This window comes from Collinsella aerofaciens (assembly GCF_040926185.1).
GTDB lineage: Bacteria > Actinomycetota > Coriobacteriia > Coriobacteriales > Coriobacteriaceae > Collinsella > Collinsella aerofaciens_BC.
In genome coordinates, this window is record NZ_JBCOIQ010000012.1 from 24,494 (window position 1) to 44,774 (window position 20,281).

17 protein-coding genes are annotated in these 20,281 nt (G+C 61.5%); 9 read left to right on the plus strand and 8 right to left on the minus strand.

Annotation, left to right across the window (positions count from 1 at the left end; translation table 11 throughout):
• Positions 1-9 precede the first annotated feature (9 nt).
• A complete protein-coding gene (locus AB5750_RS06340; protein ID WP_368154957.1) occupies positions 10-486 on the plus strand; it encodes a GGDEF domain-containing protein in 477 nt (158 codons plus the stop codon).
• Between the two features lie 188 nt (positions 487-674).
• Here the strand turns inward: AB5750_RS06340 and AB5750_RS06345 are convergent, their stop codons facing one another.
• Together AB5750_RS06345 and AB5750_RS06350 are read right to left on the minus strand one after the other, a co-directional pair.
• Positions 675-1,610, minus strand: a complete 936-nt coding sequence (locus AB5750_RS06345; RefSeq protein WP_271747521.1) for a DMT family transporter — start codon at positions 1,608-1,610, stop codon at positions 675-677.
• A 99-nt stretch (positions 1,611-1,709) separates the two neighbouring features.
• Entirely contained in the window at positions 1,710-5,456 is a 3,747-nt protein-coding gene (locus AB5750_RS06350) for a phosphoribosylformylglycinamidine synthase (RefSeq protein ID WP_368145839.1), read from the minus strand.
• A 184-nt stretch (positions 5,457-5,640) separates the two neighbouring features.
• Here AB5750_RS06350 and AB5750_RS06355 point away from each other — a divergent pair, with 184 nt between their 5' ends.
• Positions 5,641-7,203 carry a cation:proton antiporter gene (locus tag AB5750_RS06355; protein ID WP_368145838.1) on the plus strand — a complete coding sequence of 521 codons (1,563 nt, stop codon included), beginning with the start codon at positions 5,641-5,643 and terminating at the stop codon, positions 7,201-7,203.
• 471 nt (positions 7,204-7,674) lie between these two features.
• Here AB5750_RS06355 and AB5750_RS06360 read toward each other — a convergent pair whose 3' ends face one another.
• On the minus strand, positions 7,675-8,424 hold the full coding sequence (locus AB5750_RS06360; protein ID WP_368145837.1) for an SDR family NAD(P)-dependent oxidoreductase: 750 nt from the start codon (positions 8,422-8,424) through the stop codon (positions 7,675-7,677).
• A 216-nt stretch (positions 8,425-8,640) separates the two neighbouring features.
• Complete coding sequence (locus AB5750_RS06365) at positions 8,641-9,984, minus strand: homoserine dehydrogenase (RefSeq protein WP_368145836.1); 1,344 nt, start codon at positions 9,982-9,984, stop codon at positions 8,641-8,643.
• A gap of 250 nt (positions 9,985-10,234) precedes the next feature.
• Here AB5750_RS06365 and AB5750_RS06370 point away from each other — a divergent pair, with 250 nt between their 5' ends.
• The 6 genes from AB5750_RS06370 (at position 10,235) to AB5750_RS06395 (ending at position 16,534) form a co-directional block, all read left to right on the plus strand.
• On the plus strand, positions 10,235-11,401 hold the full coding sequence (locus AB5750_RS06370; protein ID WP_368145835.1) for an ABC transporter substrate-binding protein: 1,167 nt from the start codon (positions 10,235-10,237) through the stop codon (positions 11,399-11,401).
• Positions 11,402-11,672: 271 nt separating this feature from the next.
• Positions 11,673-12,860 (plus strand): ABC transporter substrate-binding protein, encoded by a 1,188-nt coding sequence (locus tag AB5750_RS06375; protein WP_368145834.1) that lies wholly within the window; start codon positions 11,673-11,675, stop codon positions 12,858-12,860.
• 139 nt (positions 12,861-12,999) lie between these two features.
• The gene (locus AB5750_RS06380) at positions 13,000-13,881 is read left to right on the plus strand and encodes a branched-chain amino acid ABC transporter permease (protein ID WP_099432746.1); all 882 of its coding nucleotides are present in this window, start codon (positions 13,000-13,002) and stop codon (positions 13,879-13,881) included.
• A gap of 9 nt (positions 13,882-13,890) precedes the next feature.
• Entirely contained in the window at positions 13,891-14,970 is a 1,080-nt protein-coding gene (locus AB5750_RS06385; RefSeq protein ID WP_368145833.1) for a branched-chain amino acid ABC transporter permease, read from the plus strand.
• On the plus strand, positions 14,960-15,820 hold the full coding sequence (locus AB5750_RS06390) for an ABC transporter ATP-binding protein (RefSeq protein WP_089573307.1): 861 nt from the start codon (positions 14,960-14,962) through the stop codon (positions 15,818-15,820). The genes AB5750_RS06385 and AB5750_RS06390 overlap by 11 nt, the downstream gene beginning before the upstream one ends.
• Positions 15,821-16,534: an ABC transporter ATP-binding protein gene (locus tag AB5750_RS06395; RefSeq protein ID WP_438266022.1), complete on the plus strand. Its 714-nt coding sequence runs from the start codon at positions 15,821-15,823 to the stop codon at positions 16,532-16,534. It abuts the gene before it with no gap.
• A gap of 376 nt (positions 16,535-16,910) precedes the next feature.
• On the opposite strand, the gene AB5750_RS06400 is transcribed toward AB5750_RS06395, so the two are convergent.
• Genes AB5750_RS06400 through AB5750_RS06410 form a run of 3 tightly spaced genes read right to left on the minus strand, consistent with a single transcriptional unit; the run spans position 16,911 to position 18,128 of the window.
• Positions 16,911-17,174, minus strand: a complete 264-nt coding sequence (locus AB5750_RS06400; RefSeq protein ID WP_368145832.1) for a hypothetical protein — start codon at positions 17,172-17,174, stop codon at positions 16,911-16,913.
• A 14-nt stretch (positions 17,175-17,188) separates the two neighbouring features.
• Positions 17,189-17,821 carry a DUF1700 domain-containing protein gene (locus AB5750_RS06405; protein ID WP_117655177.1) on the minus strand — a complete coding sequence of 211 codons (633 nt, stop codon included), beginning with the start codon at positions 17,819-17,821 and terminating at the stop codon, positions 17,189-17,191.
• On the minus strand, positions 17,808-18,128 hold the full coding sequence (locus tag AB5750_RS06410; protein WP_187362357.1) for a PadR family transcriptional regulator: 321 nt from the start codon (positions 18,126-18,128) through the stop codon (positions 17,808-17,810). Before AB5750_RS06410 ends, AB5750_RS06405 begins: the two co-directional genes overlap by 14 nt.
• A 284-nt stretch (positions 18,129-18,412) precedes the next feature.
• Between AB5750_RS06410 and AB5750_RS06415 the strand changes: the two genes are divergently transcribed.
• Complete coding sequence (locus AB5750_RS06415) at positions 18,413-19,090, plus strand: copper homeostasis protein CutC (RefSeq protein WP_368145831.1); 678 nt, start codon at positions 18,413-18,415, stop codon at positions 19,088-19,090.
• A 70-nt stretch (positions 19,091-19,160) separates the two neighbouring features.
• On the opposite strand, the gene AB5750_RS06420 is transcribed toward AB5750_RS06415, so the two are convergent.
• Positions 19,161-20,159: a bile acid:sodium symporter family protein gene (locus AB5750_RS06420; RefSeq protein WP_368145830.1), complete on the minus strand. Its 999-nt coding sequence runs from the start codon at positions 20,157-20,159 to the stop codon at positions 19,161-19,163.
• Positions 20,160-20,281 lie beyond the last annotated feature (122 nt).

Sequence of the window (20,281 nt, forward strand, 5' to 3'; positions counted from 1 at the left end):
GAGCAACTGATCTCGACTGACCCGTTGACTGGACTCAACAACCGCAACCGTTTTGAGACCTATATGCTGTCGCTCTTTTCAAATGTGGATCAGGCCGAAGATGTATATCTGCTTATGATGGACGCTGACGGCTTTAAGCAGATTAACGATCGCTATGGACATGTGGAGGGCGACCATGCTCTTCAGGTAATATCCGCTGCGCTCAAAGAGGTCTGCTCGGCGTCTGGTGGCTTTATCGCGCGTTATGGTGGCGATGAGTTCGTGGTGCTCCAAAAGGCAGCGGCGGAACAGGATATCATGCATCTGTGCGCGACAATCAACGACGAGCTCGCGCGCGCCGAGGTGCCGTATCTGTTGCGGATGTCCATCGGCTACGCACGGGTCGGTGACGGCGTCGATACCTGGCAAGACTTGCTTCGCGCTGCCGACGCGGAGCTCTACCGCGTCAAGGCCGAGAAAAAGAAGGCCGGCGTCCAGATACGCTAGGAAAAGGGGCGCACGACCGTGGTGGTCGTGCGCCCCTTTTTGCGTTTGTGGGGGCCACCGCCCATAATGCCCAGGCGCGGTGCGGCAAGACGGGCGTCTGCCGCCGCGACTCGGTACGAAATCAACGAGAACCAGTGTGCTCCATTAAGCTAAAGTTTGCGAACATCCTCTCTAAAAAGGTGAACTCGCTAGGCTTTTTTGGGTTTGTTGACGATGATGATGCCGCCGCAGACCAACAGCAGGGCAACGATGACGGTAACGGGGCTCGTGCCAGCGCCCTCGCCGAGCAGCAGCGCGCTCAGCACCACACCAAAGACGGGGTTCATAAACCCAAAGACCGAGACGCGGCTGACGGGGTTGACGGCAAGCAGGCGCGACCACAGCGAGTACGCGACGGCGGAAATGAGTGCCATATAAATGATGAGCGCGATGGCGGGGGCGATTTCGGTGGGGGACAACGTGCCGCCCATCAAAAACCCGATGGCGGTAAGGACCACGCCACCGACTAAAAACTGCCACCCGGCAAGCAAGACGCCGTCGTGCTCGCGCGAGAAGATGCCGATCAGGCAGGTCGATAGGGCGCCTGCAACAGTGGAAGCCAAGATAAAGCCCTCGCCGTCGAGCGTAAAGCCAAAGGTGCCGTCCGCGCCCGAAAGGTTGACGAGCGCGACGCCGGCAAAGCCCAGCGCACAGCCAAGCACCTTGGCCGTATTGAGCTTCTCGGTGTGAAATGCCAGGGCGGCAAAGAGGATTGCGAGGAAGTTGGCGCTGGCCTCGATGATGGAGCTCGACATGGCGCTGGCGCGCGAGAGGCCCAGATAGAAAAAGAAGTACTGCCCGATAGTCTGGAAGAGCGACAAGACAAAGATGGGCTTGATGTCGCGCGCTTGCGGTATGAGGGGGCGGCGTTGGGCCGCGCTCATCCCAACGATAACCAGGGCGCCGGCAAGCGTAAAGCGTAAACCTGCAAAGAGCAGCTGCGAAGCGCTATCGTGCGCTGGGATGCTAAAGAGTGCGTAGCCGATCTTGATGCAGGGAAAGGCCGATCCCCAGAGTGCACAGCAAACAAGACAGCCCAGGATGAGTCCGGGCAGGGTGGCGAGATACGGTTTGCGGCTTTCCATGATGTCCTTCCTACATGCGCGAAGTAAAAAAGAACCCGCCACCGGATGTGTCGGTGGCGGGTGTTGTTACCCGAAGGGATTGTACCTGATGGGAAAGGTTTAAGCGAAGTAGGCCACGCCGCTCTCAAAGATCGGCATGAACTTATCGCCGGGGACATGCTCGGGCACGTTGCGGTACAGGTTGTCGCCGCGACGCTCGGCATGGCCCATCTTGCCCAGGACGCGGCCGTCGGGGCTCGTGATGCCCTCGATGGCGAGTGCGGAGCCGTTGGGGTTGACGGAGAGATCCATGCTGGGCTTGCCGTCCTCGCCCACGTACTGCGTGGCGACCTGGCCGTTGGCGATCAGCTGGGCGAGCACTTCGTCGTTGGCGACAAAGCGGCCCTCGCCGTGGCTGATGGCGACGGTGTAGGGGTCGTCCAGGCTGCACTGCGACAGCCACGGGGACAGGTTGGACGAGATGCGGGTACGCACCAGACGGCTCTGGTGGCGACCGATGGTGTTGAACGTCAACGTGGGCGCATCGGGCGTGGCGTCGACGATGTCGCCGTAGGGCACCAGACCGAGCTTGATCAGGGCCTGGAAGCCGTTGCAGATGCCCAGCATCAGGCCATCGCGGGCCTTGAGCAGGTCGCGGACTGCCTCAGTGACCTCGGGAGCGCGGAAGAACGCCGTGATGAACTTGGCGGAGCCGTCGGGCTCGTCGCCGCCCGAGAAGCCGCCGGGGATCATGACAATCTGGCTCTGGCGAATACGGCGGGCGAGCTCGTGGGTGCTCTCGGCGACGGCCTCGGGCGTGAGGTTGTTGATCACGAAGGTGTCGGCCTCGGCACCGGCGGCACGGAAGGCGCGGGCGCTGTCGTACTCGCAGTTGTTACCGGGGAACACGGGGATGATCACGCGCGGGCGGGCGATCTTGGCGCCGCCGTACACGTGGATATCCTTGGCGTGGAAGTCGATGGTCTCGACCTCGGGGGTCTCGCCGGCGCTGCGGTAGGCGAAGACGCCCTCGATGCCGCTCTCCCAGGCCTCCTGGAGCTTGGCGAGCTCGATGACCTCGGAGCCGGTGTCGATGACATAGCCCTCGACGGTGGTACCCAGGGGCTCGACGACAACGCCGTCGGCGACCTCGGGCAGCTCGGCGTCCTCGGCGAGCTCGACGATAAAGCTGCCGTAGAGCGGGGTGAAGAGGCTCTCCACGTCCACGTCCTCGGCAAGCTCGATACCGATCTGGTTGCCGACACACATCTTGAAGAGGCTCTCGGCGCCGCAGCCGTAGCCGGGCGTGGAGATGGCCAGGGCGTTGCCGGTAGCAGTGAGCGCCTCGACGGCGTCAAACGCCGCGAGCAGCTGCTGAGCGTCGGGGCGGTAGTCCTCGCCATAGGTGGCGGGGGCGATGCGGACGACGCGGTGCGTGAGGCCCTTGAACTCGGGCGAGACGGCGCGGGCGGCCTTGCCCACGGCGACAGCGAAGCTGATCAGGGTTGGCGGAACGTTGAGCTCGCCGGTCTCGTCCTCAAACGAGCCGCTCATGGAATCCTTGCCACCGATGGCGCCGGCACCCAGGTCGACTTGGGCCATGAGGGCGCCCAAGACGGCTGCCGTGGGCTTGCCCCAGCGCTCGGCCTCGGTGCGCAGACGCTCGAAGTACTCCTGGAAGGAGAGATAGGCGCGCTTGTGCTCAAAGCCGGCGGCAACGAGCTTGGCAATGGACTCGACCACGGACAGGTAGGCGCCCGCAAACTGGTCGGCCTCCATCAGATAGGGGTTGAAGCCCCATGCCATGGCACTCGCCGTGGTGGTCTCGCCGTCCACGGGGAACTTGGCGACCATGGCCGAGCTGGGGGTGAGCTGCGTCTTGCCGCCAAAGGGCATGAGCACGGTCGCGGCGCCGATGGTGGAGTCGAAGCGCTCGGAAAGGCCCTTGTTGGAAGCGACGTTGAGGTCGGTGACGAGCGAGGTCATGCGCTCGGCGAGCGTGGTGCCGGCCCAGCTGGGCTGCCACACGCTGCGGGCGCACACGTGGGCGACCTGGTGCTTGGGTGCGCCGTTGGAGTTGAGGAACTCGCGGGACAGGTCGACGATGGCGACGCCGTTCCAGGCCATGCGCATGCGCGGCTCAGCGGTAACCTCGGCGATAACGGTCGCCTCCAGGTTCTCCTCGGCGGCGTAGCCCATGAACTCCTCGACGTCACCGTCGGCGACGGCGCAGGCCATGCGCTCCTGGGACTCAGAGATAGCGAGCTCGGTGCCGTCCAGGCCGTCGTACTTCTTGGTCACGGTGTCCAGGTCGACATACAGGCCGTCGGCAAGCTCGCCCACGGCGACCGAGACGCCGCCGGCGCCAAAGTCGTTGCAGCGCTTGATCAGACGGCAGGCGTCGCCGCGGCGGAACAGACGCTGCAGCTTGCGCTCGACAGGGGCGTTGCCCTTCTGGACCTCGGCACCCGAGGTCTCGATGGACTCGGTGTTCTGGGTCTTGGAGGAGCCGGTGGCGCCACCGATGCCATCGCGGCCGGTGCGGCCGCCCAGCAGGATGATCTTGTCGGTGGGGGCGGGGCACTCGCGACGAACGTGGTCTGCCGGGGTAGCGCCCACGACGGCGCCGACCTCCATGCGCTTGGCCACGTAACCGGGGTGATAGAGTTCGTTGACCTGACCGGTGGCAAGGCCGATCTGGTTGCCGTAGCTGGAGTAGCCGGCGGCGGCAGTGGTCACGAGCTTGCGCTGCGGCAGCTTGCCCTCGAGCGTCTCGGAAACCGGGACGGTGGGGTCACCGGCGCCGGTGACGCGCATGGCCTGGTACACATAGCTGCGGCCCGAGAGCGGGTCGCGGATAGCGCCGCCCACGCAGGTGGCGGCACCGCCGAAGGGCTCGATCTCGGTCGGGTGGTTGTGGGTCTCGTTCTTAAACAGGAACAGCCAGTCCTGGTCCTCGCCGTCGACATCGACCTTCACCTTGACGGTGCAGGCGTTGATCTCCTCGGACTCATCGACATCGGTCATGATGCCGGTCTTCTTAAGATACTTGGCGCCGATGGTGCCCATGTCCATGAGGCAGACGGGCTTGGCGTCGCGGCCGAGTTCGTGGCGCATCTCCATGTAGCGGTCGAAGGCTTGCTGCACCACGGCGTCGTCGATCGTCACGTCGTCCAGGACGGTGCCGAAGGTGGTGTGGCGGCAGTGATCGGACCAGTAGGTGTCGATCACGCGGATCTCGGTGATGGTGGGGTCGCGGTCCTCATCGCGGAAGTACTGCTGGCAGAAGGCGATGTCCGCCTCGTCCATGGCAAGGCCGCGATCGGCGATAAAGGCGGCAAGGCCGGCCTCGTCGAGCTCGCGGAAGCCGTCGAGCACCTCGACGGGCTGGGGCTCGGGGGTCTCCATGTACAGCGTCTCGGGCAAGTCGAGCGAGGCGATGCGCGCCTCGACGGGGTTCACCACGTAGTGCTTGATGGCCTCGATGGCGGCTTCGTCCAGAGTGCCCGAGATCATATAGACCTTGGCGGAGCGCACGGCGGGGCGCTCGCCCTGGCTGATGAGCTGCACGCACTCGCTGGCGGAGTCGGCGCGCTGGTCAAACTGGCCAGGCAGGAATTCGACGGCAAAGACGGCGCCATCGCTTGCGGGGAGCTCGTCGTAGGTCACATCGACCTGGGGCTCGCTAAAGACGGTCGGCACGCAGGAGCGGAAAAGCTCCTCGTCGATGTCCTCGACGTCGTAGCGGTTGATGATCCTCAGGGCCTCGATGCCCTTGATGCCGAGAATCTCGGTCAGCTCGCCCTTGAGCTGCTGAGCCTCGACGTCGAACCCGGGTTTCTTCTCCACGTAGATACGAGAGACCATTGGTTCCTGCCTTCCTGATCGGTTGGGCGTACGGTACGGTATGCGGCAGCGGTCGGTTTGCGGGGTCTGCCCTGCGGTCGCCTTGAGCCACATGTTTGTAAACCTCACTATGATACGACAGCTCGCGGCGCGTTGAGGACGGCGAGGGTGCTACAGTGAAGCGCAAACAAGAGAAAGGCATCACATGGCATTCGTTTCACTCGCCATCATCGCGCTCGTGGCCTTTGCAAGCCCCTTCATCGCCTCGGCGATTCCCGGAAAACCCGTTCCCGAGACGGTCTTTTTGCTCGTGCTCGGCGCCGTGCTGGGACCTCACATGCTCGGCATCATCCATGTGGATGCCGAGGTCTCGCTCGTGTCCGAGCTGGGCCTGGCCTTTTTGTTTCTGCTCGCCGGCTTTGAGATCGACCCCAAGAACATCACGGGCGTCGAGGGCCGCTACGGTATGGCGACGTGGGTCATCACGTTTGGTATCGCCTGGCTTGCCGTGCGCTTTACCCCATGGTTTTCGGTCAGCCATTTTGACGGTATCGCGGTGACGCTCGCGCTCACCTCCACGGCCCTTGGGGCGCTCATGCCTATCTTGCGCGAGCGGTCGCTTGCGGGTACGCGCGTGGGAGATTCCATTCTTGCCTACGGTACGTGGGGCGAGCTCGGCCCCGTGCTCGCCATGTCGGTGCTGCTGTCTGCCCGTACGGGCATCGAGACGCTGCTGATCTTGGGACTGTTCGCCGTGGTGTGTGTGCTGCTTGCCGTGGTCCCCAGCCGCTCCAAGCGTATCGGTAGCCGTTTCTTTGCCTTTATTCAGGAGCGCGCCGACACGACCTCCCAAACGTTCGTGCGCCTCACGGTGCTCATCCTGGTCACGCTCGTGGCGTTTTCCGCCATTTTTAGTCTCGATATCGTGCTGGGCGCCTTTGCCGCGGGCTTTGTCCTGCGCTACATCATCCCCGAGGGCAACCATACGCTCGAACTCAAGCTCGACGGCCTTGCCTATGGCTTTTTGATCCCGGTGTTCTTTACCGTTTCGGGTGCCAAGATTGACCTGACCGCTGTGGTATCGCGCCCGGGGCTGCTTGTGGGCTTTATCGTGGCATTGCTGGTTATTCGCGCCGTGCCTATTCTCATATCCATGAGCATTTGCCCTGCGACGCGCGACGTCTCGGCCTATGGCCGCATTACCGTGGCGCTCTACTGCACCACGGCCCTGCCGATTATCGTCGCCGTGACGAGTGTGGCTGTTAACGCCGGCGCCCTGTCGCAAGACGTCGCGTCGGTCATGGTCGCTGCCGGTGCCATCACGGTGTTTTTGATGCCGTTGCTCGCGCAGCTGTTCTACCGCGTGGTCGATGCCGCGCCGGCCGCCGCCGTGGCAGAGGTTGCCGAGCATCCTTCCGATGCGCTTGACATCTTGCGCGCCCATCACGATTTGGCGAGCCTGCTCGCACGCGAGCACGAGCTGCTGACCTCGCATGGACATGGGCGTTCGCTCGACGGCATACCTACCCTTGATTCCATTGCCGACCGCCTCTCGACCGAGGCGGCAAGCGGGCACATCGATGCCCGTATCGTGGACGCCGCTCATTTGCTGGCCGAGAAGACCTATGGCGACGAGATCGACCCGTCCAAGCTGACTCCGCGTGAGCGCCGCCGCCTGGAGCGCGCCAAGCTCGCCGTGCACGAATACCGCCGCCGCATGCTGGAGCTCTACGCGCGCGATGAAGCCCAGGACGACGACGGCAAATAACGAGATGCTTCCCTAGGGGAAGGCGCGTCCCGCTTTGAAGGCTCGGAACGGGATGCGGTTTCCGCATCGGCCCCCATCGGGAAGCCACATCCCAGAATGGACGCTCAGAGCGGGATGCAGTTTCCGCTTTGGACCCCTGCCGGAAAGCGCGTCCCAGTTTGAAGACGCGTAATGGGATGCGCTTTCCGAAACAAAGGCCTTGGGGAAACTGTGTCCCGGAATGGGCGCTCAGAGTGGGATACAGTTTCCGCGAGAGACCCGTTGCGGAAACGGTGTCCCAGAATCGGCGTTCAAAACGGGGCACATTTTCCGAAACATGGCCCTGAGGGAAGCTGCGTCCCGGTCTGAGCCGGAATTCTGGGACACGGCTTCCACTTCAAACAGAAGAAGGCGCGCTGCCTGCAGTTGATGCAGACGGCGCGCCTTCTTTGTTGGACTATGTTGAGGCTGGGAGCTGAGGCTTGTGGCCCCTTAGGAGCGGGCGGCTCCGTCGACGGGGAGGATGGCGCCCGTGACATAGGAGGACATGTCGCTTGCCAAGAAGACAAAGGCGTTGGCGACATCCTCGGGCTCGCCCATGCGGCCGAGCGGGATGGTGGCGATGATGGGCTTGATGACCTCTTCGGGCAGGTTGGCGACCATATCGGTCTTGGTTACGCCTGGGGCGACGGCGTTGACGCGAATACCCATGGGGGCGAGCTCGCGCGAGAGCGACTGGACCATTCCGTTGACGGCAAACTTGGACGTGGGGTAACCGACGCCGGAGGGCTGGCCGTACTTGGCGACCATCGAGCTTGTGGTAGTGATGGTGCCGCCGTGGCCGGCCTCGGTCATGATCTTGGCGGCAGCCTGGTGGCCATTAAAGACAGCGACGACGTTGAGGTCCATGACCTTTGCGAACTCCTCGGCCGTGTAGTCCAAAAGGGGCGAGCGCTGGGAGATACCGGCATTGTTGACGACCGTGTCGAGACCGCCCATGTCGGCTGCGGCCTGCGTAAAGGCCTCGGTTACGGCCTCGAGTGAGGTGAGGTTGCACGAACGGCCCCAGATCTTTGCCGCGGGATAGGCGGCTGTCAGCTTCTCAACGGCCGCATCGGCGGTCTCCTGACGCGAGCCAAAGACGGTGACGGCGGCGCCTTCCTCGATAAAACGGCAGGCGATGGCATAGCCGATACCGCGCGTGCCTCCGGTGATGATTGCTTTCTTGCCCTCGAGCAACATGGTATTTCCTCTCATCGCGGGCGGACATTCGCAGCACAGCGTAGCCGTAACTGGAATCGGCCGTGTTTGCATATCGGTGAACGGTAGCCCGCGTTACCGATGAGCGGCTCGCGCAAATGTGCCCTGTCGTTGTGCTTAGGGCAGGAGACAAAAAGGCTCCCATCCCACATCGGACGGGAGCCCTTCGAGCAAATGCGTTGTGGGGTGTAAACCGAACTAGTTCGCCATGACGCCTTCGGTCCAAGCCTCAACGTCCTCGATGCGCAGGACGTTGGCGACCTCGGCTACGCAGTCGACGCTGGCAAGCTCGGCGGTGGCAGCCTGGACGTCCTTCTCGAGCGCGCGGTGCGTCAGGAAGATGACCGAGCAGGCATCGCTGACGCCCGACTTACCGTCCTCGACCTGGTTGATGAGCGAGATCGAGATGTTGTGCTTGGCAAAGATGTCGACCGTCTCGGACAGGGCGCCCACGCGGTCGGCGACCTTCAGGCGCACATAGTACTTGGTCTGGAGCTCGTCCATAGGCTTAAAGGCGAGATTGTGACCATAGGGCTCAATCTCGGGCAGCGGAGCCACGCCGCGGCTGATCTGCTCGGAGAGCGACAGGATATCGCCCACGACGGCGCTCGCGGTGGGGAAGGAGCCTGCGCCGGCACCGTAGAACATGGTTTCGCCCACGGCGTCACCCACCACGTAGACGGCGTTCATGGCGCCGTTGACCTTGGCGAGCATATGGTCTGCCGGGATGAGCGTGGGATGCACGCGGACGTCGACGCCGGCGTCGGTGTTGCGTGCGATGCCCAGCAGCTTGATGGTGTAGCCGAGCTCGCGGGCCTGGGCGATGTCCTCGGCGCCGATGGTACGGATACCCTGTTGGTAGACATCGTCGGTGGTCACGCGGGTGCCAAAGCCGATGGAAGCGAGGATTGCCGTCTTGCTGGCGGCGTCGAAGCCGTCGACGTCGGCGGACGGGTCGGCCTCGGCATAGCCCTTGGCCTGCGCGTCGGCAAGCACATCGGCGTAATCGGCGCCCTCGGCGTCCATGCGCGACAGGATATAGTTGGTGGTACCGTTGAGAATGCCGGCGATGGTCAGGATCTTGTTGCCCACCAGGTCGTGCTCGAGCGTGCTCACGATGGGGATGCCACCGCCACAGCTGGCCTCGCACTTAATCTGCACGCCGCACGCGCGCGCCTTCTCGGCGAGCGTCTCGACATGACGGCCCAGCAGGGCCTTGTTGGCAGAGACGACGTGCTTGCCGTGCTCAAAGGCAGTGGTGAAGATCTCGGTTGCGGGATGCTCGCCGCCGATCAGCTCGACGACGATATCGACGGCGGGGTCGGTGACGACGTCATGCCAGTCACTCGTAAAGGCCTCGCGCTCAATACCGGCTGCCTCGGCCTGCTCCCAAGCAAGCGCGCAGGCGCGGGTCAGCTTAAGGTCGATGCCGTAGGCTGCCAGGTACTCATCGTGGTGGCTCTTGATCAGGCGGGCCACGCCGCCGCCGACGGTTCCCAGACCGATGAGGCCGACGTTCACGGTGCGCAGGGGTTCGCTCATAGATAGCTCCTTCGTGCATCTTATGGATGGATTAACCGCTTAAAGGTTGAGTGCATTCTAGCGTGAACCGAGGGCGCGTGCTCGCCAGGCAACAGGAGTCGCACAAAACGGCACCCCCGAAACGCTGCGGAAACATTGGAAACATGCTCGCTACAAACGAACTTCCGTAACAAACTGTCAACGTTTGCACCATAAGGTTTGCCCTGTACCGCAAGACGGCCGCACCGCGGCCAGCGAAAAGGGGGACACCATGTTTAGCATCAACAACGTACTTAACCGCAGGAGTTTCTTGGCTGGCGCCGCGGCGTTCGGTAGCACCGCGGCACTCGCTGGTTGCTCGTCGGGTGGCTCGGACGGCGGCTCCGCCGATGACGGCAAGACCTTCAAGATCGGTGTCATCGGCCCTCTGACCGGCGCCGCGGCAACCTATGGCGTTTCGGCCGAGAAGGGTGCCAAGCTCGCCGCCAAGGATTTTTCGACCAAGGACCTCAAACTCTCGCTTAAGTCTGAGGATGACGTCGCTGACGGCGAGAAGGCCATCAACGCCTTCAATACCTTGTGCGACTGGGGCATGCAGGCGCTCGTCGGCCCCGTCACCACCGGTGCCGCCGTCGCTGTCTCGGGCGAGATCGCCGACGATATGCTCATGGTCACGCCTTCGGCCTCGTCGCTCGACGTTACCAAGGATAAGACCACGGTTTTCCAGGTTTGCTTCACCGATCCCACCATGGGCGCCAGCGCCGCGAAGTTCTTGGCCGAGAAGTACGCGGATGCCAAGATCGCCCTGTTCTACAACTCCGGCGATACGTATAGCTCGGGCGTTGCCGACGCTTTTGCCGAGCAGGCCAAGGCGTCCAAGCTCGACATCGTCGATACCGAGACCTTTAAGGACGACTCTTCCACGAGCTTTACCAACCAGCTCACCAAGGCCAAGGAGGCCGGCGCCACGCTCATCTTTGCGCCGATCTACTACACGCCGGCGTCCGTTTTGCTCAAGAACGCCAAGGACATGGGCTACGACATGACCCTCATGGGTACCGACGGCATGGACGGCCTGCTCTCTGTGGAAGGTTTCGATACCTCTCTTGCCGAGGGCGTACTGCTCATGACCCCGTTTTCGGCTGACGACGAGAAGAACGCCGACTTCGTCAAGGCCTATAAGGATGCCTACGACGAGACGCCTAACCAGTTTGCCGCCGACGCCTACGATTGCGTCCACGCAATCGTCGAGGCTATCGATAAAGCGGGCATCGACCTTACGGCCGACGGTGCCGACATTGCCGGCGACCTTGCCAAGGCCATGCGCAAGATCAAGATCGAGGGCCTGACGGGCGAGCTCACGTGGAACGACGAAGGCCAAGTCGAGAAGCCCGCTACGGCCTATGTGATTCAGGACGGCAAGTACATCGCCGCCTAAGTGCGCATAAAGCACGACCGGTGAGGCTGTTTTATTCAGGGCAGGGACGCCTGTAACAGAATGGAAACATTACTTTTACATAATAAAGTGGCAATACTGCATAAAGTAATAGAAATACGCAGAATTATGGATAAATGAACAAATCCAAAGAAAAGTTGAAATAATCGCCACTTTCCTTAACTAAAGCGTCTACTATTTTGCGAACGCCGAACACGGCGAAGGATGGCCTGTCGGGTAACCGAAACCCGACGAGATTTGAGAGGAGAGCCGCATGTCGAGCCTCGCCGGTAAGTCATTGAACCCTGTTATGAATCGCAGGAGCGTTATCGCGAGCGCAGCAGGTCTGGGGGCGATGTCCATTCTAGCTGGCTGCTCCTCCAACGGCGGCGACAGTGGTTCCGCTTCGGGCGACGCTTCGTTTAAGATCGGCACCATCGGCCCGCTGACCGGCGCCAATGCGTCCTACGGCAAGTCCGTTACCCAGGCTGTCGAGCTTGGCTGCAAGGATTTCTCGACCAAGGAGCTGCCGCTTGTCAGCAAGGCCGAGGACGACCAGGCTGACGGCGAGAAGGCCGTCAACGCCTTCAACACCCTGCTCGACTGGGGCATGCAGGCCCTCGTCGGCCCGACCACCACGGGTGCGTCGGTTGCCGTTGCCGCAGAGTGTGGTAACGACCCCGAGACGTTCATGATCACCCCGTCCGCGTCCTCCGAGGACGTTACCAAGGGCAAGGATTGCGTCTTCCAGGTTTGCTTCACCGACCCCAACCAGGGTGTCAACGCTGCCAAGTTCCTGGCGCAGAAGTATGCGAACGAGAAGTTCGTGCTGTTCTATAACTCCGGCGACGCCTATTCTTCGGGCATCGCAGATTCTTTTAAGGCCCAGGCCGCTAAGTCTAAGCTTGAGATTGTCGACGAGGAGACCTTCAAGGACGACTCTGCTACGAGTTTTACCAACCAGCTGACCAAGGCAAAGCAGGCCGGCGCCACCATGATTTTTGCACCGATCTACTACACGCCCGCATCCGTCCTGCTCAAGAACGCCAAGGACATGGGCTACGACGTCAAGATGATGGGCTGCGACGGTATGGACGGTATCCTGGGCGTGGAAGGTTTCGACACCTCTCTGGCCGAGGGTCTGCTGCTCATGACCCCATTCTCCGCCGATGACGAGAAGAATGCCGACTTCGTCAACGCCTACAAGGATAAGTATGGCGAGACTCCGGACCAGTTTGCCGCCGACGCCTACGACGGCGTGCATGCGGTGGTCGAGGCCCTCAAGGAAGCCGGCCTGGGTGCTGACGCCGACCCGACCGAGGTTGCCGAGAAGCTTCCCGAGGCTATGCTCAAGATTACCGTTGACGGTCTGACCGGCAAGCTCACCTGGAACGATAAGGGCCAGGTCCAGAAGGAGCCCACGGCGTACGTCATCACCGACGGCAAGTACGTACAGGCCTAATTGGCCGCCTTACATAGAGCGGTTTTGATCCCAAGCAGGGGAGGTTTTGGCCTTCCCTGCTTGCTTGGTATCTAGGGACGATGTAACGTCCCTGTTTCATACATCAACTGGAAACCTATTCGAAAGGGGGATGTGGAACATGACGGTCTTTATCCAATACCTGGTCAACGGCCTGTCCATGGGCAGCGTCTACGCCATCATCGCGTTGGGCTACACCATGGTCTACGGTATCGCCAAGATGCTCAACTTCGCTCACGGCGACGTCATCATGGTCGGTGCCTATGTCTCGTTCTGCGCCACGTCGTATCTCGGCCTCCCGGGCTGGGCATCTGTAGTTCTCTCTTGTGTGGTCTGTACCGTTCTCGGTGTTCTCATCGAGGGTCTGGCATACAAGCCGCTGCGTCAGGCGGGCCCGCTGGCCGTTCTGATCACGGCTATCGGCGTGTCTTACTTCCTGCAGAACGCCGCGCAGCTTCTGTGGGGCGCCACGCCCAAGAACTTCACTTCGCTCGTCACCTTCCAGGTGCCGGAGTTCTTGGCCAAGTTCAACGTAAGCGCCGTCTCGCTCGTCACCATCGTCGCCTGCCTGGTTATCATGGCCGGCCTGATGTTCTTTACAGGTAAGACCAAGATGGGCAAAGCCATGCGCGCCGTGTCCGAGGACAAGGCCGCCGCTCAGCTCATGGGCATCAATGTCAACCGCACCATCTCGATGACGTTTGCCATCGGCTCTGCCCTTGCCGCCATCGCCGGCGTGCTGCTGTGCTCCTACTCGCCGGTGCTGCAGCCTACGACAGGCGCCATGCCTGGCATCAAGGCCTTCGACGCCGCCGTCTTCGGTGGCATCGGCTCCATCCCCGGCGCCTTTGTCGGCGGCATTCTCATTGGCATCATCGAGGCGATGGCGCAGGCCTACATTTCCACGAGCCTTGCCAACTCCATCGTCTTTGGTGTTTTGATCATCGTCCTGCTCGTCAAGCCTGCCGGCCTCTTGGGCAAGTACGTCCCCGAGAAGGTGTAGGTGAGCGTTATGAAGTTTCTTAAAGATAAGCAGACGCGTCACGACTTTGTTACGTACGCCATGTGCATCGTGGCCTTCGCCATCGTGTTCTTTATGCAGTCCAACCATATGATCCCGCGCATGATTGCCGGTCAGTTGGTTCCCATTACGGCCTACATCGTCATGGCCATTTCCCTCAACCTCGTCGTCGGCATCGCGGGCGACCTGTCGCTGGGCCATGCGGGCTTTATGAGCGTCGGCGCCTATACGGGCATCGTCACCGCGGTCGCCCTCGAGAGCGCCGTTCCCTCCGATCCGGTGCGCCTGATCATCAGCATCGTGGTCGGCGCTATCGCCGCTGCCATCTTGGGCTTCTTGATCGGCATCCCGGTCCTGCGCCTGAGCGGCGATTACCTGGCTATCGTGACGCTGGCCTTTGGCGAGATCATCAAAGAGATCGTCACTTGCCTTATCGTGGGTGTCGACTCGCGCGGCCTGCACGTGATCTTTAACATCACGGGCAACTCTGCGATCGACGACCTGCACCTGCTCGAGGACGGCACCGCCATCATCAAGGGCGCCCAGGGCGCCTCGGGCGTGTCGACGTACTCGACCTTCCTCGCCGGTGCCATCCTGGTCATGGTCGCACTCGTGATTGTGCTCAACCTGGTTCGCAGCCGTACCGGCCGTGCCATCATGGCCGTGCGCGATAACAAGATTGCAGCCGAGTCCGTAGGCATCTCCGTCACCGAGTACCGCATGATTGCCTTCGTGGTTTCCGCTGCCCTCGCCGGTGCTGCCGGAGCCCTCTTCGGCGGTAACTTCTCGCAGCTCTCCGCCACCAAGTTCGACTTCAATACGTCCATCCTCATCCTGGTGTTCGTGGTCTTGGGCGGTCTGGGCAATATGCGCGGCTCCGTTATCGCGGCGGCGTTGCTCACGGTGCTTCCCGAGCTGCTCCGTCAGTTCTCGGACTACCGCATGCTCATCTACGCCATCGTGCTGATCCTGGTCATGATCTTTACCAACAACCCGCAGCTCAAGGCGTTCTTCGGTCGCGTCAAGGACCGCTTTGCTTCCAAGAAGGAGGTGGCAGCCGATGCCCAGTAAGTTTGAGTTCAACAAGGGCAAGATGGTCCCGTATCCTTCTGGCGCCATCGTTCCCGACCGCGACCTGGGCCAGCGCCCGGCGCTCGAGTGCATCCACTTGGGCATTGAATTTGGCGGCCTTAAGGCAGTCGACGACTTTAGTCTGACCATCGGTAAGACCGAGATCGCCGGTCTGATCGGTCCCAACGGTGCCGGTAAGACCACGGTCTTCAACCTGCTCACCAAGGTGTACCAGCCCACGCACGGTACTATCCTGCTCGACGGCGAGGACACCTCGGGCAAGTCGGTCTATCAGGTCAACCGTATGGGTATCGCCCGTACGTTCCAGAACATTCGCCTGTTCAACACCATGACGGTGGAGGACAACGTTAAGGTCGGCCTGCACAACCAGGAGCGCTACTCTGGTTTTGAGGGCGTGCTGCGTCTGCCGACGTACTGGAAGCACGAGAAGGCCGCCCACGAGCGCGCCATGGAGCTGCTGTCCATCTTTGATATGGAGCACCTGGCAAACGAGCAGGCCGGCTCGCTGCCTTACGGCGCCCAGCGTCGTCTGGAGATCGTCCGCGCGCTTGCCACCAACCCCAAACTGCTGCTGCTCGACGAGCCTGCCGCCGGCATGAACCCGTCCGAGACCGCGGAGCTCATGGAGAACATCGTCAAGATCCGCGACACCTTTGGCATCGCCATCATGCTTATCGAGCACGACATGTCGCTCGTCATGAACATCTGCGAGGGCATCTGCGTGCTCAACTTTGGTAAGGTCATCGCCAAGGGCACGGCCGAGGAGATCCAGAACAACGATGCCGTAATTGAGGCATATCTGGGCAAGCAGGATAAGGGGGAGAACTAAATGGCAGAGCCGATGCTTTCCGTCTACAACATCAACGTCTGGTACGGCGCTATCCACGCCATCAAGGACATCTCCTTTAACGTCAACGAGGGCGAGATCGTGGCCCTGATCGGCGCGAACGGCGCCGGTAAGTCCACGACGCTTAAAACCGTCTCGGGCCTGCTGCGTTCCAAGACCGGCTCCATCAAGTTTATGGGCGAGGACATTACCCATACGCCTGCCGATAAACTGGTGGGCAAGGGCCTGGCCCAGGTGCCCGAGGGCCGTCGCGCCTTTTTGCAGATGACGGTCGAGGAGAACCTGGAGATGGGCGCCTACACGCAGCACAAGTCCACGGTGGCTCCGGGCCTTGAGCGCGTCTACGAGCAGTTCCCGCGCCTTAAAGAGCGCCGTCGCCAGGTCGCCGGCACCCTTTCGGGCGGCGAGCAGCAGATGCTCGTTATGGGGCGCGCCCTTATGAGCAACCCCAAGCTGCTCATGCTCGATGAGCCTTCCATGGGTCTGGCGCCGATTCTGATTGAGCAGATCTTCCAGATTGTCGAGGACCTGCACAAGGCCGGCACCACGGTGCTTCTGGTCGAGCAGAACGCCCAGATGGCGCTTTCAATCGCCACGCGCGGCTACGTGCTCGAGACCGGCAAGATCACCATGACCGGCACCGGCCAAGAGCTGCTGCACGACGACAACGTGCGTAAAGCTTACTTGGGCGGCTAGGCGGTTCCGCCGTTCTACCGAACGGCGGACCAGTCGACGCTGCGCGGGCCGCATTTGGACAATCTGACGTTCAACTTCAAGGGCGCGACCAGAAGGTCTGCGCCCTTTCGTTTCACGTCACCTTGTCTCAAATGCGGCCCGCTTGCTGACATTGCCAAAACATCGGCGTTGCCGTTGTCGCTGGCACATGGGGGGTGACACTTGGGGACGTTCCTTTTCTGCCGGCATCTGGGGACACTCCTTATAGTCGTTGGGGACGTTCTTGAATGACTAGTCGTCTAAGAACGTCCCCAATGACTAGGTCAAAAGGCCCCGAGCGCGGCGTGCTCACGCCCGTCGTGGTGTGCCCGAAGGGGGATGGCTGCTACGAGCTCGATCATTTGCGAGGAGAAGACGAACCAGTCGTTGCAGATCCAATATGGATCTCGCCAACCTCGGCAAGCTGCTCGATGAGTGGAAGCCCTGCCGGGTCGTCTATTTCAACACCACCCAGAATGATGGTGTCATCGCGCAGGTCGATCTGTGTGTTGAACACAGCGAGGTTAAAGCCGGAGGCTACAAATCCGATAGCAGCCAGGACGAGCCCCGTGGCAACAAGCCCACCCGCTACGGCAAGGTAAATCCTTTTTACGCTGGACATGTTTGCACTCCTTCCTATGCCGTGAGCGGCGCCGCTTCGGCGCCCATGCGGCTCTTATTGCCTCGATCTTTCCAGAAGGGCGAAACGGCTTTCTTCGCCCAAAGGGCAGAGAGGCGCGCAATCTGCTTGGACGCCGTCCAGGCGCCGGCTCCCGTGAGGAGCGCCACACCGATGGAAGCGAATCCCATTCCCATCGAGGCCAAAACGTACGGAACATGCCCGATAATGATGCCGTCCACGGCGAACAGGAGCCCTACCAGGCCCGCGCCCCCGAATGCCGCGGCCACGATCCACACGCAGAGCGCAAGAACCCAAATACAGATGTAGACTGCAGCGGCAACGGCGACGAACGCGAGCAGCAGCGGAATCCATACCGGAGAGCCCACGATGGCGAGCGCCCATAGAAGTGCCGTGCTCTTGCGCTTGGTCCTCGCGATCGCGCGCGGCACGGCGGGCAGTTCGTCGAGCGTTGCCTCGGCGACCTCACCGGGCGTGCCCATGGCGGCCACAGCCTCGGCCTCCGTCATGCCGTCCTCCATACGGTCGGCGATGGCCTCCGCGTAGAACTCCTGCGTTTCCTTTACCTGATCTGCCGGCAGGCAGGCCAGAAGCTCGCCCAGCCGGTTCAAGAACTCATCGCGCGTCATGGTGCGCCCCCTCCACGTAACGGTAGATCTCCTGCACGGATGGCCATTCGGCGAGGAACTCGGCGATACGCTCGCGCCCGGCGTCCGTGATGCGGTAGTACCTCCGCAGCCGCCCGTTGTGCTCGGCGGAGCGCGCGGTGATGCAGCCCGCCTTCTCCAGGCGCTTGAGCAACGGATAGAGCGTGGATTCCGTGAGCCCCATACTCGCGGGCACGTCCTTCACGATCTGATAGCCGTAGGATTCCTCGCCCGAGACGGCCGCGAGCACGCAGGCCTCGAGGAAGCCGCGCTTCATCTGTGCCTCCATCCGCACACCTCCTTTCGTAGTATACTGTGTAACACCTACTATATGACACATAGTATATGATGTCAACAGTTGTCGTATAGGGAGTCCGGTCTGTCTGTCCCCTGCGGGTACTCATTGGGGACGTACTTAAATGAGTACCCATCGCTCAAGGTGGCACCTGGGGACGTTCCTTATGTGCCGGCACTTTGGGACACTCCTTGTCAAGGTTTTGTTCCATCGTGCGGGTTGCTATTTAACGTGTGACAATGCCGTGTGGAAATCGAAATGTCTCCCGGGGGCTATCTATGCTATACGAATTTTGTGCCGAGAACTTTGAGCGTGTGCCGGCGGCTATCGATGCCGGTGCTAAGCGCATCGAGTTGTGCGACAACCTTGCCGTTGGTGGCACTACGCCCTCGGCCGGCGTTATCAGCACTACGGTCAGCTACGCTCACGAGCATGACGCGCGAGCGATGTGCATGATTCGTCCGCGTGGTGGCGACTTTCATTACAACCAGGACGAGCTGCGCATGATGGAGATGGACTTGGGCCTTGCCGTGAGCGCCGGCGTTGACGGCCTGGTCTTTGGCTGCTGCAAGCCCTGTGCCGGCGGCTGGGCGCTCGACGAGCTCACCCTCGGCGCCCTCGTGATGGCTACGGGCTGCGCGACCGAGGAGTGCAAGCGCGGGGTCATCGATATCACCTTCCACATGGCCTTTGACCAGCTCTCGCTCGAGGCTCAGCTCGATGCCATTGACACACTCGCCGACTGCGGCATCACGCGCATCCTGACGCATGGTGGTGCTGCCGGAACGCCGATCGAGGACAACCTGGAGCACCTGTCGTGCCTTGTCGAGTATGCGGCCGGGCGCCTGACCATCCTTCCTGGCGGCGGCATTACCACGGCCAAACGCGATGCCGTGGCGGCAGCACTTGGCGTCTCCGAGCTGCATGGCACCAAGATCGTGCCGCTAGAGGCGTAGCCCACATCGACCGTGTCTTTATCCGAAGGCGTCTGAGTAAGAAAATGAGCGATCGAACAAAGCGGACGAACTAGCGTGCCATGGCGTCGCGGCCGGCCTCGACTCGCTTGCGCTGCGCTGTGCGCTCCTCGCCGGTCAGGTGCTCAAAGAGGTGTCCGATAATTGAGGCCAACACCTGCTGAAACAGCGTGCCGCACATGACGGGGAATACCACTTCGCCGGGAAAATACTGCGTGGCGATGACGGCACCCGAAGAGATGTTGCGCATGCCGCAGGTAAAGCACATGGTGGTCGTCTCGCTATACGGCAGGTGCAGGGCACGGGCGATCAGGACGCCGGTGATAAAGCCGCTGATGGCGAACACAAGGATAAAGAGCGCGACTTCCAAGCGCTCAACATTCATGTGTAGCACGTACTCGCTCATAGCGGTGGAGTTGGACGCGATGACGCCCATCATCATGAACTTGCAGGCGGGCGAGAGCGCGGGAGAGAGTTTCTCGTGGCCCCAGCCGCGCGTGAGTTCATTGATGACAATACCGAGCACAGCGGGGATGGCGATCATAAAGGCCATGTTCTGCATCATGCTCGGCACGTCGATCGAGACGGTGGCGCCCAGCAAGAGCTTGAGCGTAAGCGGAATCGTGACGGGCGAGATGACCGAGGACGTCAGGATGATGGTGAGCGCGAGCGGGCCGTTGCCGCCGAACATGCTAATCCACATAAAGGCGGTGACTGCCACGGGTACGCTGTACTCGAGCACGATGCCGCAGACAAGGTTTGGGTTGGAGCCAAAGAACAACGATCCTGCGGCATAGGCTGCAAGGGGGATGAGTGCCGCCGAGACGAGCAATGCCGCAATCAGATGCAGCGGACGGCGGAACACCTCAGTAACCTGATGGAAAGTGTTGCTGAGCGCGCCTTGGAATGTCATAAAGGCAAACAGGGCGGGAACGATGGGCTTGAGCACGCCAATCTGTTGGGGAAAGAGCACGCCGAGCGCCACGCAAATCGGAACGATGACCTGCATGTGCCCCGCGAGAAACTTGCCCAGTCCAACCCATTGCTTCATATGCTCTTGTGACTCCCTTTGTTCGTGAATTCGTTTTGAATGGATATGCTAGACGCTCGCATGCGTCCGTGCGTCAGAAACGCTCGAATATTTCGAGGCTATTACCGCCCTCGTTTATCGAA

What these genes read in the sequence shown, in the direction of transcription:
- AB5750_RS06405 (WP_117655177.1), bottom strand. Translation starts at nt 17,821, where the DNA reads ATGACGCGCGATGAGTTCTTGAACCGGCTGGGCGAGCTTCTGGCCTGC.
- AB5750_RS06370 (WP_368145835.1), top strand. Translation starts at nt 10,235, where the DNA reads ATGTTTAGCATCAACAACGTACTTAACCGCAGGAGTTTCTTGGCTGGC.
- AB5750_RS06365 (WP_368145836.1), bottom strand. Translation starts at nt 9,984, where the DNA reads ATGAGCGAACCCCTGCGCACCGTGAACGTCGGCCTCATCGGTCTGGGA.
- AB5750_RS06410 (WP_187362357.1), bottom strand. Translation starts at nt 18,128, where the DNA reads ATGGAGGCACAGATGAAGCGCGGCTTCCTCGAGGCCTGCGTGCTCGCG.
- AB5750_RS06345 (WP_271747521.1), bottom strand. Translation starts at nt 1,610, where the DNA reads ATGGAAAGCCGCAAACCGTATCTCGCCACCCTGCCCGGACTCATCCTG.
- AB5750_RS06355 (WP_368145838.1), top strand. Translation starts at nt 5,641, where the DNA reads ATGGCATTCGTTTCACTCGCCATCATCGCGCTCGTGGCCTTTGCAAGC.
- AB5750_RS06375 (WP_368145834.1), top strand. Translation starts at nt 11,673, where the DNA reads ATGTCGAGCCTCGCCGGTAAGTCATTGAACCCTGTTATGAATCGCAGG.
- AB5750_RS06390 (WP_089573307.1), top strand. Translation starts at nt 14,960, where the DNA reads ATGCCCAGTAAGTTTGAGTTCAACAAGGGCAAGATGGTCCCGTATCCT.
- AB5750_RS06400 (WP_368145832.1), bottom strand. Translation starts at nt 17,174, where the DNA reads ATGTCCAGCGTAAAAAGGATTTACCTTGCCGTAGCGGGTGGGCTTGTT.
- AB5750_RS06360 (WP_368145837.1), bottom strand. Translation starts at nt 8,424, where the DNA reads ATGTTGCTCGAGGGCAAGAAAGCAATCATCACCGGAGGCACGCGCGGT.
- AB5750_RS06385 (WP_368145833.1), top strand. Translation starts at nt 13,891, where the DNA reads ATGAAGTTTCTTAAAGATAAGCAGACGCGTCACGACTTTGTTACGTAC.
- AB5750_RS06420 (WP_368145830.1), bottom strand. Translation starts at nt 20,159, where the DNA reads ATGAAGCAATGGGTTGGACTGGGCAAGTTTCTCGCGGGGCACATGCAG.
- AB5750_RS06350 (WP_368145839.1), bottom strand. Translation starts at nt 5,456, where the DNA reads ATGGTCTCTCGTATCTACGTGGAGAAGAAACCCGGGTTCGACGTCGAG.
- AB5750_RS06380 (WP_099432746.1), top strand. Translation starts at nt 13,000, where the DNA reads ATGACGGTCTTTATCCAATACCTGGTCAACGGCCTGTCCATGGGCAGC.
- AB5750_RS06395 (WP_438266022.1), top strand. Translation starts at nt 15,821, where the DNA reads ATGGCAGAGCCGATGCTTTCCGTCTACAACATCAACGTCTGGTACGGC.
- AB5750_RS06415 (WP_368145831.1), top strand. Translation starts at nt 18,413, where the DNA reads ATGCTATACGAATTTTGTGCCGAGAACTTTGAGCGTGTGCCGGCGGCT.